This window comes from Pseudomonas sp. GW823-FHT05G12, from assembly GCF_058795575.1.
Map to the genome: position 1 here is coordinate 5,538,569 of NZ_CM179501.1, position 13,531 is coordinate 5,552,099.

Annotated in this window: 12 protein-coding genes and 1 riboswitch; of the genes, 6 read left to right on the forward strand and 6 right to left on the reverse strand. The window is 63.0% G+C overall.

The genetic code is table 11. The features are described 5' to 3' along the window. Positions 1-3 precede the first annotated feature (3 nt). Both epd and tkt read right to left on the reverse strand, forming a co-directional pair. Positions 4-1,062, reverse strand: coding sequence for an erythrose-4-phosphate dehydrogenase (gene epd / locus AC3RCM_RS25235; protein ID WP_064492596.1), 1,059 nt, complete (start codon positions 1,060-1,062; stop codon positions 4-6). Positions 1,063-1,213: 151 nt separating this feature from the next. Beyond that, positions 1,214-3,211 (reverse strand): transketolase, encoded by a 1,998-nt coding sequence (gene tkt, locus AC3RCM_RS25240; RefSeq protein WP_020191821.1) that lies wholly within the window; start codon positions 3,209-3,211, stop codon positions 1,214-1,216. Between the two features lie 251 nt (positions 3,212-3,462). On the opposite strand from tkt, the gene AC3RCM_RS25245 reads away from it, so the two are divergent. The 4 genes from AC3RCM_RS25245 (at position 3,463) to AC3RCM_RS25260 (ending at position 8,118) form a co-directional block, all read left to right on the forward strand. Next, positions 3,463-4,455 carry an ArsR/SmtB family transcription factor gene (locus AC3RCM_RS25245; RefSeq protein WP_003249377.1) on the forward strand — a complete coding sequence of 331 codons (993 nt, stop codon included), beginning with the start codon at positions 3,463-3,465 and terminating at the stop codon, positions 4,453-4,455. 18 nt (positions 4,456-4,473) lie between these two features. After that, positions 4,474-5,664 (forward strand): methionine adenosyltransferase, encoded by a 1,191-nt coding sequence (gene metK / locus AC3RCM_RS25250; RefSeq protein WP_492629243.1) that lies wholly within the window; start codon positions 4,474-4,476, stop codon positions 5,662-5,664. 228 nt (positions 5,665-5,892) lie between these two features. Then, a complete protein-coding gene (ligB, locus tag AC3RCM_RS25255) occupies positions 5,893-7,593 on the forward strand; it encodes an NAD-dependent DNA ligase LigB (RefSeq protein WP_492629244.1) in 1,701 nt (566 codons plus the stop codon). A 132-nt stretch (positions 7,594-7,725) separates the two neighbouring features. Then, positions 7,726-8,118 carry a DUF1090 domain-containing protein gene (locus AC3RCM_RS25260; RefSeq protein ID WP_104886971.1) on the forward strand — a complete coding sequence of 131 codons (393 nt, stop codon included), beginning with the start codon at positions 7,726-7,728 and terminating at the stop codon, positions 8,116-8,118. 74 nt (positions 8,119-8,192) lie between these two features. On the opposite strand, the gene AC3RCM_RS25265 is transcribed toward AC3RCM_RS25260, so the two are convergent. Then, positions 8,193-8,651 (reverse strand): c-type cytochrome, encoded by a 459-nt coding sequence (locus AC3RCM_RS25265; RefSeq protein ID WP_021783774.1) that lies wholly within the window; start codon positions 8,649-8,651, stop codon positions 8,193-8,195. Positions 8,652-8,770: 119 nt separating this feature from the next. Here AC3RCM_RS25265 and mltA point away from each other — a divergent pair, with 119 nt between their 5' ends. Next, entirely contained in the window at positions 8,771-9,922 is a 1,152-nt protein-coding gene (gene mltA / locus AC3RCM_RS25270; protein ID WP_457252262.1) for a murein transglycosylase A, read from the forward strand. A 50-nt stretch (positions 9,923-9,972) separates the two neighbouring features. On the opposite strand, the gene AC3RCM_RS25275 is transcribed toward mltA, so the two are convergent. Together AC3RCM_RS25275 and AC3RCM_RS25280 are read right to left on the reverse strand one after the other, a co-directional pair. Next, complete coding sequence (locus AC3RCM_RS25275; protein ID WP_492629245.1) at positions 9,973-10,359, reverse strand: MAPEG family protein; 387 nt, start codon at positions 10,357-10,359, stop codon at positions 9,973-9,975. 28 nt (positions 10,360-10,387) lie between these two features. Further along, positions 10,388-11,221, reverse strand: coding sequence for a DMT family transporter (locus AC3RCM_RS25280; protein WP_020191826.1), 834 nt, complete (start codon positions 11,219-11,221; stop codon positions 10,388-10,390). 282 nt (positions 11,222-11,503) lie between these two features. Here AC3RCM_RS25280 and AC3RCM_RS25285 point away from each other — a divergent pair, with 282 nt between their 5' ends. Then, positions 11,504-12,739 carry a cation:proton antiporter gene (locus AC3RCM_RS25285; protein WP_064492987.1) on the forward strand — a complete coding sequence of 412 codons (1,236 nt, stop codon included), beginning with the start codon at positions 11,504-11,506 and terminating at the stop codon, positions 12,737-12,739. Between the two features lie 112 nt (positions 12,740-12,851). Here AC3RCM_RS25285 and AC3RCM_RS25290 read toward each other — a convergent pair whose 3' ends face one another. Further along, complete coding sequence (locus tag AC3RCM_RS25290; protein WP_003249362.1) at positions 12,852-13,253, reverse strand: acyl-CoA thioesterase; 402 nt, start codon at positions 13,251-13,253, stop codon at positions 12,852-12,854. 178 nt (positions 13,254-13,431) lie between these two features. Then, positions 13,432-13,528: riboswitch (S-adenosyl-L-homocysteine riboswitch) on the forward strand. The last annotated feature ends 3 nt before the right edge of the window (positions 13,529-13,531 follow it).

Here is a 13,531-nt window from a genome sequence, read left to right on the forward strand (position 1 = left end):
CCTTCAGGGCTGTTTGTTGCGGGTTGGGTGAACGACGTGCAGAAAGTGTTCGGCAACGTCGAGCATACGGTTGGCAAAACCCCATTCGTTGTCGAACCAGGCCAGCAGGTTTACCAGGCGGGGCCCGGAAACACGCGTCTGGCTGGCATCAACGATCGCCGAATGCGGGTCATGGTTGAAATCACAGCTGGCGTGCGGCAGCTCGGTGTAGGCCAGCAAGCCTTTAAGCGGGCCTTCCAGCGCGGCCTCGCGCAGCACTCGGTTGACTTCGGCCGCACTGGTGTCGCGGGCGGTCTGCAGGGTGATGTCCAGGCACGAGACGTTGACGGTCGGTACACGTACCGCTTTGGCCTGGATTCGCCCGGCAAGTTCCGGAAGCAGGCGCTCGATGCCACGCGCCAGGCCAGTGGACACGGGGATCACCGACTGGAAGGCCGAACGCGTGCGGCGCAGGTCTTCGTGGTGATAGGCATCGATCACCGGCTGGTCGTTCATCGCCGAGTGGATGGTGGTGATCTGCACATATTCGATGCCAAACGCCTGGTCCAGCACACGCAGCAGCGGCACGCCGCAGTTGGTGGTGCACGAGGCGTTGGACACCAGGCGCTCGCTACCGGTTAGGCAGTCCTGGTTGATGCCGTAGACCACCGTGGCGTCAACGTCAGCCTCGCTGGCCATGGGCTGCGAGAACAGCACCCTTGGCGCCCCGGCTTCGAGGAAACGCTGGCCATCGGCACGGGTGTTATAGGCACCGGAACACTCCAGCACCAAGTCGATGCCCAGCGCAGCCCAGTCGATGCCTTCGGGGGTGGCACTGCGCATTACCTTCACGCAGTCGCCATTGATGTGCAGACAGTCGCCGTCGACCTTGACCTCGCCGGGAAAACGCCCGTGGGTGGAGTCGAAGCGTGTCAGGTATTCGAGGCTGGCCTGATCGGCCAGATCGTTCAGCGCGACGATCTCGAAACCGGCCTTTGCCCCCCGCTCGAACAGCGCGCGCAGGACACAGCGGCCGATACGGCCATAACCGTTGAGTGCAACTTTGTAGGGACGGTGGGGCATTCGGGGCTCACGAGACAGTTCAATTGTCGTCAGCCTGCGGAATTTGCGGTGTGGCATTCGCGGGCAAGCCCGCTCCCACAGGGTTTCATGCAACCTCTGTGGGAGCGGGCTTGCCCGCGAATGAAGGCGACACCGCCCGCAGATCTTTAAATCAGTCTTCCAGCAGCTCTTCGGCAGTACCGAGGATGTTCTCCAGGGTGAAGCCAAACTCTTCGAACAATGCCGAAGCCGGCGCCGACTCACCGTAGGTGGTCATGCCGATGATACGACCTTCCAGGCCGACGTACTTGTACCAGAAGTCGGCGTGGGCAGCTTCGATGGCGATGCGCGCACCGACTTCCAGCGGCAGCACGGACTGCTTGTAGGCAGCGTCCTGGGCATCGAACACGCTGGTGCACGGCATGGAAACCACGCGCACCTTGCGGCCTTGCTCGGTCAGCTTGTCGAAGGCCTGAACAGCCAGGCCCACTTCGGAACCGGTGGCGATCAGAATCAGTTCAGGCTCGCCGGCGCAGTCCTTGAGCACATAACCACCGCGGCTGATGTCGGCGATCTGCTGGGCATCGCGGTCCTGGTGCTGCAGGTTCTGGCGCGAGAAGATCAGCGCCGATGGGCCGTCCTTGCGCTCCAGGGCGCTTTTCCAGGACACAGCGGATTCCACCGCGTCGGCCGGGCGCCAGGTGTCCAGGTTCGGGGTGCTGCGCAGGCTGGTCAGCTGCTCGATCGGCTGGTGCGTCGGGCCGTCTTCGCCCAGACCGATGGAGTCGTGGGTGTACACGTGGATCACGCGCTGCTTCATCAGTGCCGACATGCGCACGGCGTTGCGGGCGTATTCCATGAACATCAGGAAGGTCGCGCCGTAAGGTACCAGGCCACCGTGCAGGGCAACGCCGTTCATGATGGCGGTCATGCCGAACTCGCGCACGCCGTAGAACACGTAGTTGCCGCTGGCGTCATTGGCTTCGACGCCCTTGCAACCTTTCCACAGGGTCAGGTTGGAGCCTGCCAGGTCAGCCGAACCGCCGAGGAACTCGGGCAGCAGCGGGCCGAAGGCGTTCAGGGCGTTCTGGCTGGCCTTGCGGCTGGCGATGGTTTCGCCTTTGGCAGCCACTTCGTTGATGTAGGCCTGGGCCTTTTCGCTGAAGTCGGCCGGCAGCTCGCCGCTGGCACGGCGCTTGAACTCGGCAGCCAGCTCCGGGTAGGCCTTGGCGTAGGCGTCGAAGCGCTGGTTCCACTCGGCTTCAACCTTGGCACCGGCGGCCTTGGCATCCCACTCGGCGTAGATGTCGGCCGGGATTTCGAACGGGCCGTGGTTCCAGTTCAGGGCCTGGCGGGTCAGGGCGATTTCGTCGTTGCCCAGCGGGGCACCGTGGCAGTCTTCCTTGCCCTGCTTGTTCGGCGAACCGAAACCGATGGTGGTTTTGCAGCAGATCAGGGTCGGGCGATCGCTCTTGCGGGCGGTCTCGATGGCCATCTTGATTTCTTCGGCATCGTGGCCGTCGACGTTGCGGATCACCTGCCAGTTGTAGGCTTCGAAGCGCGCCGGGGTGTTGTCGGTGAACCAGCCGTGCACTTCGCCGTCGATGGAGATGCCATTGTCATCGTAGAAGGCGATCAGCTTGTTCAGGCCCAGGGTGCCGGCCAGCGAGGCGACTTCATGGGAGATGCCTTCCATCATGCAGCCGTCGCCGAGGAACACATAGGTGTTGTGGTCGACGATATTGTGGCCGTCACGGTTGAACTGGGCAGCCAGCACTTTTTCGGCCAGGGCGAAGCCCACGGCGTTGGCGATACCCTGGCCGAGCGGGCCGGTGGTGGTTTCAACGCCTGGGGTGTAGCCGTATTCCGGGTGGCCCGGGGTGCGGCTGTGCAGTTGGCGGAAGCCTTTGATGTCATCGATGGTGACGTCGTAGCCGGTCAGGTGCAGCAGCGAGTAGATCAGCATCGAACCGTGGCCGTTGGACAGCACGAAGCGGTCACGGTCGGCGAAGCTCGGGTTGCTCGGGTTGTGCTTCAGGTAGTCGCGCCAAAGCACTTCGGCGATATCCGCCATGCCCATGGGGGCACCTGGGTGGCCGCTGTTGGCCTTTTGCACGGCATCCATGCTGAGGGCACGAATGGCGTTGGCACGTTCACGACGGCTGGGCATCGCTGATCTCCTAGGGGGCTTGAATAGGTGGTGTCACGAAAAAGGCGGCCATTTTCGCCCACTGGGGGCGCTTGGGGCAAACATTTAAGCGCCAAGCGCCAGCTTTAAGCCGCAACTGAAGAAGCAGAGCGCGACTCGGGGCGCCCCAAAGCGTGTAACTTGAGGCTTTCGGCTTGCAGCTCATCGCCAATATCAAAACTTTTTGATATTGGCCTTGCTAGGGCATCGATGCCTGTCTAGACTGCCGCCCCATGAATCTGCGTGCGCAATCGATCCCCGAGCAACGCGAAACATTGGCCGCCCTGTGCAAAGCCAGTGGCGATGCGTTGCGCCTGAACGTATTGCGCGCCTTGGCCAATGACTCGTTCGGTGTGCTGGAGCTGGCGCAGATCTTCGACATCGGCCAGTCGGGCATGAGCCATCACCTCAAGGTGCTGGCTCAGGCCGACCTCGTGGCAACCCGCCGCGAAGGCAACGCCATCTTCTACCGCCGTGCCCTGCCCGATGGCCTGCGCCTGGGTGGCCGGCTGCACGCGGCGCTGCTCGAAGAAGTCGACGACCTGGCCCTGCCGCCCGATGTGCAGGCGCGCATAGCCCATGTCCAGCAGCGCCGGGCGGCCACCAGCCAGGACTTCTTCCTGCGCGTGGAAGAGAAGTTCCGTGCCCAGCAGGACCTGATCGCCGGCCTTCCGCAGTACCGCGACAGCCTGCTGGCGCTGCTCGACAAACTGCATTTCGACCCGGCCGCCAGCGCGCTGGAAGTCGGCCCCGGCGACGGTGGCTTCCTGCCCGACCTGGCCCGGCGCTTCGCCCAGGTCACCGCCCTGGACAACAGCCCTACCATGCTCGAGCTTGCGCGCCAGGTGTGCCAGCGCGAAGGGCTCGACAACGTGAACCTGCAGTTGGCCGATGCACTGGGTGCAACGGATGTGGCCGCCGACTGCGTTGTGCTGAACATGGTGCTGCACCATTTCAGCGACCCGGCCCTGGCCTTGCGCCAGCTGGCCAAACGGGTGAAGGCAGGCGGCAGCCTGCTGGTCACCGAACTGTGCAGCCATGACCAGGGGTGGGCGCGCGAAGCCTGCGGCGACCTCTGGCTGGGCTTCGAACAGGACGACCTGGCGCGCTGGGCCAACGCTGCCGGGCTGGCCCATGCGGACAGCCTGTACGTGGGCTTGCGTAACGGTTTCCAGATCCAGGTCCGCCATTTTCAGCGGACGGCTGGCGACATACACCATCGGTAAATTTCAGGAACCTTCGAGATGAGCGAATACTCCCTTTTCACCTCCGAGTCCGTGTCCGAAGGGCATCCGGACAAGATCGCCGACCAGATTTCGGACGCAGTCCTTGATGCCATCATCGCTCAGGACAAATACGCCCGCGTAGCCTGCGAAACCCTGGTCAAGACCGGTGTCGCCATCATCGCCGGCGAAGTCACCACTTCGGCCTGGGTCGACCTGGAAGACCTGGTGCGCAAAGTCATCATCGACATCGGCTACAACAGCTCCGACGTCGGCTTCGACGGCGCCACCTGCGCCGTGATGAACATCATCGGCAAACAGTCGGTAGACATCGCCCAGGGCGTGGACCGCTCCAAGCCAGAAGACCAGGGCGCCGGTGACCAGGGCCTGATGTTCGGCTATGCCAGCAACGAAACCGAAGTCCTGATGCCTGCACCGATCTGCTTCTCGCACCGTCTGGTAGAACGCCAGGCCGAGGCGCGCAAGTCCGGCCTGCTGCCATGGCTGCGCCCGGATGCCAAGTCGCAGGTCACCTGCCGCTACGAGAACGGCAAAGTGGTCGGTATCGACGCCGTGGTGCTGTCGACCCAGCACAACCCGGAGGTTTCGCAGAAAGACTTGCAAGAAGCCGTGATGGAGCTGATCGTCAAGCACACCCTGCCGGCCGAACTGCTGCACAAAGGCACCCAGTACCACATCAACCCGACCGGCAACTTCATCATCGGTGGCCCGGTGGGTGACTGCGGCCTGACTGGCCGCAAGATCATCGTCGACTCTTACGGCGGCATGGCCCGTCACGGGGGTGGCGCGTTCTCCGGCAAGGACCCGTCCAAGGTCGACCGTTCCGCCGCCTACGCCGGCCGCTACGTGGCCAAGAACATCGTCGCCGCCGGCCTGGCCGAGCGTTGCGAGATCCAGGTGTCGTACGCCATTGGCGTGGCCCAGCCGACCTCCATCTCGATCAACACCTTCGGTACCGGCAAGGTCTCCGACGACAAGATCATCCAGCTGGTGCGCGAGTGCTTCGACCTGCGTCCGTACGCCATCACCACCATGCTCGACCTGCTGCACCCGATGTATCAGGAAACCGCTGCCTACGGCCACTTCGGCCGTACCCCGCATCAGAAGACTGTCGGCGACGACACCTTCACCACCTTCACCTGGGAGCGCACCGACCGCGCCCAGTCGCTGCGTGACGCTGCCGGCCTGTAAGCTTCCTGCAGCGCCAGACGAAAGCCCCTGCCGAGCGATCGGCAGGGGCTTTTTTGTGCCTGTCACGGCATGTTCATCGCCCGTCAGATCGAGCGCCGCGCTCGTTTCTTGCTCCGCCTCGGGCTTGGAGACGAACACCAGCGAAATATCACCTGACAACTGCACGCACCGCCCGCCCCGCCACCCGCCTACGCTAAGCGCTTCCCCGCCATGCAAGGATGCCAGGCCATGCCGTACCTGTTGTTGTTCGCCCTGCTATTTGTGCTGACCCCCCCATTGGCCAGGGCTGCCTCATGCCCACACTGGAACCCGCAACAGGCCAAGGCCGAAGTTGCGCAACTGCGCGCCACGCTTGCCCGATGGGACGAGCACTACCATCGCCAGGGCATAGCCCTGGTGGCCGACGAACTGTACGACCAGAGCCGCGAGCGCCTGAACCACCTGCAGCAGTGCTTCGCGGTTGGCACCAGCCCCTCCCCCCTGGCCAGTGCTCGCGGGCCGGTCCCCCACCCCGTGCCGCATACCGGCGTCGACAAGCTGGCAGACCGCCAGGCCGTGGCGCGATGGATGGCCGGCAAGACCGGCGTGTGGGTACAGCCCAAGGTCGACGGTGTTGCAGTTTCCCTCACTTACCAACAGGGCCGATTGGTGCAGCTGACCAGCCGGGGGGACGGTGTACACGGCCATGACTGGAGCCGACACATCCCACAGCTCGGCGCTGTCACCCGGCAGTTGCCTGAGGCGGTCGACCTGCACTTGCAAGGTGAGCTGTATCTGCGCCTGGACGAACATGTGCAAGCCAAGGCAGGCAGCGCCAACGCCCGGGGTACCGTGGCAGGGCTGCTCGCACGCAAGCAACTGACTGGCGCACAAGGCAACGCTATCGGCCTGTTCGTATGGGGCTGGCCGCACGGCCCCGAGCAACAGGCCGAACGCCTCGCCCAGCTGGCACGACTGGGTTTTCCGGATAGCCAGCTTTACAGCATCGCCATCGATACGCTGGAGGATGCAGCACACTGGCGCGAGCACTGGTATCGCTCTGCTCTGCCCTTCGCCACCGACGGTGTGATCCTGCGCCAGGGCAGTCGGCCACCTGCCGAGCGCTGGCAGGCCAAGGCGCCCTACTGGATCGCGGCCTGGAAGTACCCCTATGCACAAGCCTTGGCCGAAGTACGCGACGTGCGCTTTCGGGTCGGCCGCACTGGCAGGGTCACGCCCGTTCTTCACCTGCAACCCGTTACCCTCGATGACCGGCGCATTACCCAAGTCAGCCTTGGGTCGCTGGCGCGCTGGCAACGCCTGGATATTCGCCCCGGCGATCAGGTGGCCGTCAGCCTTGCCGGGCTGACCATTCCCCGGCTCGAACACGTCGTGCACCGCGCTGTAGAGCGCCAACCGATAACCGCACCAGCACCCGACCAGCATCATGCCCACAGCTGTTGGCAGGCCAGCGAGGGCTGTGATGAGCAGTTCATTGCCCGCCTCACCTGGCTTGGCGGTAAACAGGGCCTGGCCTTGCCACGCACCGGGCCCGGCACATGGCGTCGGCTGGTCGAAGCTGGCTTGGTAACGTCCATGACCGACTGGCTGCAGCTCGATGCCGAGCGCCTGCAGCAGGCCCCCGGTATCAGCAGGCTCACTGCGGCACACCTGATGGGCAGTTTCGACGAAGCTCGCTCACGCCCATTCGATCAGTGGCTGCGCGCCCTTGGCGTGCCCATTGGCAAGCATTTGCCACTGACTGGCGACTGGCAGGCGCTGGCTTCACGCAGTGCCGGGCAATGGCAGACCGTGCCCGGCATCGGCGCAAAACGCTCGCGCCAACTTGTGGAGTTTTTCGCGGCCTCCGAGGTGCAAGCCATTGCCGCACAGTTGGCCGAAGCCGGCATAGAAGGTTTCCGGACCCCACCCCAGCGCATTGAGCAATGATTTTTTACCAAATAGTGCGTAGGAAAAACCCGAGACTCCGGCAGAAAACCTCACCAAGGGTTTCTAAATGGGCAAAACCAAGGCAGGATTTCCCCCAACTTTTGCTGCCCCGCCCCGTTAGGGAGGCTTTTCATGAAACGTATTTCGACTCTTTTCCTGCTCGCAACACTGGGCCTGGCCGCGGGCACTGCTCAGGCTGCCCAGCCGGATGCCGGCCTGACCGGTTGCGCCGCCAAGCGCAGCGCCATCGAAAACCAGCTGAAAATTGCCCGTGACCACGGCAACAGGGACCAGGTTGCAGGGCTGGAGGAAGCCCTGCGCGGTGTGGACAACTGCACCGACGCCAGCCTGCGCAAGGAACGTGAGCAGAAGGTGCTCGATGCGCGTCACGAAGTGGCGCAGCGGGAAAAGGACTTGAAGAAGGCAGAGAAGAAAGGCGACGCCGAGAAGATCAACAAGCGCAAGGACAAGCTGGCCGAGTCGCGTAAAGAGCTGCAGGAAGCGGTCGACGCTCTCGACCGCTAAGGCATCTGGCCGGCAAGCCTGGTCTTTGTGGAATTTGTACACGCCTCGAAGGTTTGCGCAAACAGCACAGCCATTCAATGATTACGAAATTCGCTATGACAGGCCTTGCACGCAGCCTCGACCTTGTCCATCGGTGCCTTCAGTTGCGCAGCATCCAGTGGCTGGTTGCGGGTGACATCGACCAGTTCGCCGGTGACGCCCTCAAGCTGCCGGGCCAGGTCATGGAACCGCGCCTGGCGCTCCCACACTTCGGCACGGGCGGCGCTGTCACCACCATCGCGCACCTGTGGAAAATGCTGCCACGGCTGATGCGACAGGCTGTCCAGCTTCAGCGCACCGTCGGCAAACTTCACCCCGTCGAACGGCAACCGGCCACGCAGCATGCCGCCGAGGTCCTCGCTGGTCTTGAGCATGTCCTTGAAGATCACCTTGCGTTTGCCCAGCGGCGAATTCGGGTCAACCCGGTCACAACCCGTCAGAGCCCCTCCCAGGGCAAGTGCTGCCAGCAGAACAACGGTCAATCGCTTCAACATCACGCTCACTTCGGCCTACGCAAATGGGCGGCCAGTATCGCTGCCCCTGGGCCAAACACCAATAGCCACATAAAAGACAGGGGCGAACCTTCATGTTCGCTCATGACAGGAATGCACACATGAAATCTGCCCTGCGCCACCTGGCCTGGACACTGCCGGTGCTGGCTTTGCTGGCCGGCTGCAACGGCGGCGAGAGCGCCAAGCCCGAGCCCCACGCTGTCGCCACCTATGCCCCGGCCACTTGGAAAGACTTGCCGGCCGTCAGCGATGAAGACCTGCTGGCAGGCTTTTATGCATGGCGCAACGGCTGCGAAAAACTCAAGCGCGACGCGGTGTGGGCCGCCACCTGCGAAGCGGCCGGCAGCGCCACAGCCAGCGCCGCCCAAGTGCGAACCTTCCTTGAGCAGAACCTGCAGGTGTACGGCCTGCGCTCTGCAGAGAACAATGCCAACGGCCTGATTACCGGCTACTACGAGCCGGTCTACCCAGGCAGCCTGAACCAATCGGCAACCAACCATGTGGCGGTCTACGGCATCCCTGATGACATGATCGTGGTCGACCTGGCCAGCGTGTACCCCGAACTGAAGGGCAAACGCCTGCGCGGCCGCCTGGAGGGTCGGGTGCTCAAGCCCTACGACACGGCCGAGGTCATCAACCGTAACGGCGTCCAGGCACCGGTGCTGGCCTGGCTGACCGACCCGATGGACCTGCAATTCCTGCAGATCCAGGGTTCTGGCCGGGTGCAACTGGAGGACGGCCGTCAACTGCGCCTGGGCTACGCCGACCAGAACGGCCACCCCTATCGGCCGATCGGCCGCTGGCTGGTGGAGCAAGGTCAGCTGAAAAAAGAAGAAGTGAGCATGGGCGCCATTCATGCCTGGGCCCAGGCCAACCCGCAGCGCGTACCAGAGCTGCTGGCCAGCAACCCCAGCTACGTATTCTTCAGCACCCGCCCGGACAGCAACGAAGGCCCGCGCGGCTCGCTGAACGTACCGCTTACCGCCGGCTACAGCGTGGCCATCGACCGCAAGGTGATTCCCCTGGGCAGCTTGTTGTGGCTGTCTACCACACGCCCGGACGGCACGCCGGTGGTACGACCGGTTGGCGCGCAGGACACCGGCGGGGCGATTACCGGCGAAGTGCGTGCCGACCTGTTCTGGGGCACCGGGCCGGAAGCCGGCGAACTGGCCGGGAACATGAAGCAGCAAGGGCAGATCTGGATGCTATGGCCCAAGGGCCAGCCACTGCCTGAGGTACCCAAGGTACCTTGATCGTTGTGGCTATCTTCGCGGGGGCTGCCCGCGAAGATGGCCAGCCGGTTTCAGATGGAAACCACGAAGAACGACACGATCAGTGCCAGGCTGGCAAACCACACCAGCGACCGCAAGGCAGCCCAGTCGGCCAGGTAGCAGATGATGTAAAGCAAGCGGCTGGTGATATACATCACCCCCAGCACATTCTGGGTCACCTGCTCTGCATTGCCCACGATATCCGCCACAAGCACCGCCGCAGCAAATGCCGGAAACGCTTCGTAGCCATTCTGCTGCGCTGCATGAGCACGCCGCGGCAGGCCCGACAAGGTATCGAGAAAGGCTCGCGGATCGTGATTGTCCTTAAGGCCGAAACGGCCACTGCTCGCCTTGGCGATCAAGGCACAAAGCGGGTTCAACAGCAGCGCAATCAGGATGCACCACAGGGCAACAGTCATGGACAGGACTCCTTGTTCAGTCTTCAGTTCAAAGCTTCATTACCAGCATGCCGGCCAACACCAGCCCGCAAGCTAGGAGTCTTGGCCCGCCAAAAGGTTCTTTGAGGTAGCGCATGCCCAGCAGCACCACCAGGATCACGCTCAACTCCCGCAGTGCCGCCGCTTCGGCCACTGACCCCAGATGCATGGCCCACAGCACCAGGGCATAGCTGAACAATACGCAGAACCCTACCGCCAACCCAAGGCGCCATTGGGTTCGCCAGAACAGTACGAATGGCGCCCGCCGCGCTACGCCCGCCAACAACGGGAATTGCCAGGCGCTGAGCAGGGTCAGCCAGACCAGGTAATCCCACGGCTTGCCCCACAGGCGCACGGCCTGGCCGTCGAACCAGGTGTAGCAACCAATGCACAGGCCAATCAAGGCAACTACCGGCAGCATCGACCATGGCAGCCGGTCACCGCCGCCGCCCTGCCACAACAGGCAGGCCATGCCACAGGGGATCAACAGGATACCGATGATCTGCTGCTGGCTCAGCGATTCCCCGGCAAAGGCCAGGGTCAGCCCCAGCACCACCAGCGGTGACAGCCCGCGCATCAGAGGATAGACCAGCCCCAGGTCGCCCACGCGGTAGGCCTTGATCAGCAGATAGCGGTACAACTGCTCAGCCAGTGCCGAAGCTACCAACCAGGGCCAGATTTCAGCAGGCGGAACATCGACGAAGGGCACCGCCAGCACCGCGAAGGCCAGCGCTACCGTGTCCATGCTGGCAATTACCAGCAAGCGCTCGCCACTGAATTTGATCAAGGTATTCCAGGTTGCATGCAGCAGGGCGGCAACCAGCACCAGAGATGTTGCCAACACGCCTTCTTGTCCTTATGGCTTTTCATGGCTGTGAATATATAGCGTTCAGGGGGGCTTTGTGGGAGCGGGCATGCCCGCGAAGAATGCAACTCGGTGTATGGCACCGGCTTTGCCGGTGTTCGCGGGCACGCCCGCTCCCACAGGGTAACCAGTGCAGACTGTCACGGGAACGATTTGGACTAATTCGGTCAAACCCTGTGCCCCGAACCCCGTGCCAGGTCATCAAAGAACTGCCCGAGTCACTCGGGTAACGACTTGGAAGCCACTGTTACAGGATTCGGGATGCTTGAATTAGTTGCCGCTTTTATCTGCCTCACCACACTTCTGACCTATGTGAACTACCGCTTCATCGGCCTGCCCCCCGCTATCGGCGTGATGGTTACGGCGCTGTTGTTTTCCCTGATATTGCAAGGCCTGAGCCTTGTCGGCTTCCCCGGCCTGGAAGAGCGCGTCGAAGGGCTGATGAACCAGATCGATTTCAACGATCTGCTCATGCACTGGATGCTGGCGTTCCTGCTGTTTGCCGGCGCCCTGCACGTCAACCTCAGCGACCTGCGCAGCTACCGCTGGCCGATCGGCCTGCTGGCCACCTTGGGCGTGCTGATCGCCACCGTGGTCATCGGCTACCTGGCGCATTGGGTGTTTGCCCTGTTCGGCTGGCAGGTGCCCCTGATCTACTGCCTGCTGTTCGGTGCACTGATCTCACCGACCGACCCGATTGCAGTGCTTGGCGCGCTGCGTACTGCCAATGCGCCCAAACCGCTTAAAACCACCATCGTCGGCGAGTCACTGTTCAACGACGGCACGGCAGTCGTGGTATTCACCGTGTTGCTGGGCATCATCCAGCTGGGTGAAACACCGAGCATGGCCGACACGGCGATCCTGTTCGCCCGCGAGGCCATTGGCGGTGTGGTGTTCGGTGGCCTGATCGGCTACGCCACCTACCGCATGATCAAGAGTGTCGAGCAGTATCAGGTGGAGGTCATGCTGACCCTGGCGCTGGTAATCGGTGGTTCGGCGATGTGCTACGAGCTGCATGTGTCGGCACCGATCGCCATGGTGGTGGCAGGCCTGATCATCGGCAACCTGGGGCGCAACCTGGCGATGAATGACATGACCCGCCGTTACATGGACGGTTTCTGGGAGCTGATCGACGACATGCTCAATGCCCTGCTGTTCGCATTGATCGGCCTGGAGCTGTTGCTGCTGCCGTTCAACTGGATGCACCTGGCGGCCGGCGGCGTGCTGGCGCTGGCAGTGCTGCTGTCGCGCCTGTTGACGGTGGCCCCGGCGATCGTGCTGCTGCGGCGCTGGCGCCCGGTGCCCAAAGGCACGGTGCGGGTGCTGACCTGGGGCGGCCTGCGCGGTGGCGTGTCGGTGGCACTTGCGCTGTCGCTACCGCTGGGCGATGAACGGGACCTGCTGCTGTCGATCACCTACATCGTGGTGTTGTCGTCGATTCTGGTGCAGGGGTTGAGCATTGGGCGGGTGGTGCGCAAGGTCAGCGCCCAGCCTTGAGAATGCCGGGGCCGCTTTGCGGCCCATTCGCGGGTGAACCCGCTCCTACGGGGGCGCGTACCCCTGTAGGAGCGGGTTCACCCGCGAAGAGGCCGGCACAGGCAACCAGGGTCTATTCGACTGCCGAATCCGGGAACTGGTCCTGCACGTACTTGATCTCGGTGCGCCCATGGGCTGCCGGCAAGCCATCCTCGCCCAGGTTGACGAACACCATCTTGTCGACAGTCAGAATGCTCTTGCGGGTGATCTTGTTACGCACTTCGCACTTGAGGGTGATCGAGGTGCGGCCGAACGCGGTAGCGGTGATGCCCAGCTCGATGATGTCACCCTGACGCGAAGCACTGACGAAGTTGATTTCCGACATGTACTTGGTCACCACACGCTGGTTGCCCAACTGGACGATGGCGTAGATCGCCGCCTCTTCATCGATCCAGCGCAACAGGCTGCCACCGAACAGGGTGCCATTAGGGTTGAGGTCTTCGGGTTTAACCCACTTGCGGGTGTGAAAGTTCATCTGTACTCCTGACCTGCTTGGCTAACGTGTAGCAATGATGGCAGAGCGGCTGCCTTCGCTCCATTGAACATCGACTATCGTCGCGATTAATCGACGGAAAACCTTGGGCAAGCCGGCGGGGACAGCTATAATCTGCGCCGTTTTACATGGTTGCCCACAGCGGTGCCATGCCCGCCACCTGTCCGAGGGGCGCTGCAGCAGGCTAGGCCTGTCAGGCTCGGATGGGGCGTTGCTCGCTCCCGCGAGCGCTTAACGCACAACGGCGCCCATTCGCACAT

What these genes read in the sequence shown, in the direction of transcription:
- AC3RCM_RS25275 (WP_492629245.1), bottom strand. Translation starts at nt 10,359, where the DNA reads ATGACTGTTGCCCTGTGGTGCATCCTGATTGCGCTGCTGTTGAACCCG.
- AC3RCM_RS25260 (WP_104886971.1), top strand. Translation starts at nt 7,726, where the DNA reads ATGAAACGTATTTCGACTCTTTTCCTGCTCGCAACACTGGGCCTGGCC.
- AC3RCM_RS25265 (WP_021783774.1), bottom strand. Translation starts at nt 8,651, where the DNA reads ATGTTGAAGCGATTGACCGTTGTTCTGCTGGCAGCACTTGCCCTGGGA.
- epd (WP_064492596.1), bottom strand. Translation starts at nt 1,062, where the DNA reads ATGCCCCACCGTCCCTACAAAGTTGCACTCAACGGTTATGGCCGTATC.
- ligB (WP_492629244.1), top strand. Translation starts at nt 5,893, where the DNA reads ATGCCGTACCTGTTGTTGTTCGCCCTGCTATTTGTGCTGACCCCCCCA.
- AC3RCM_RS25285 (WP_064492987.1), top strand. Translation starts at nt 11,504, where the DNA reads ATGCTTGAATTAGTTGCCGCTTTTATCTGCCTCACCACACTTCTGACC.
- AC3RCM_RS25290 (WP_003249362.1), bottom strand. Translation starts at nt 13,253, where the DNA reads ATGAACTTTCACACCCGCAAGTGGGTTAAACCCGAAGACCTCAACCCT.
- mltA (WP_457252262.1), top strand. Translation starts at nt 8,771, where the DNA reads ATGAAATCTGCCCTGCGCCACCTGGCCTGGACACTGCCGGTGCTGGCT.
- AC3RCM_RS25245 (WP_003249377.1), top strand. Translation starts at nt 3,463, where the DNA reads ATGAATCTGCGTGCGCAATCGATCCCCGAGCAACGCGAAACATTGGCC.
- tkt (WP_020191821.1), bottom strand. Translation starts at nt 3,211, where the DNA reads ATGCCCAGCCGTCGTGAACGTGCCAACGCCATTCGTGCCCTCAGCATG.
- metK (WP_492629243.1), top strand. Translation starts at nt 4,474, where the DNA reads ATGAGCGAATACTCCCTTTTCACCTCCGAGTCCGTGTCCGAAGGGCAT.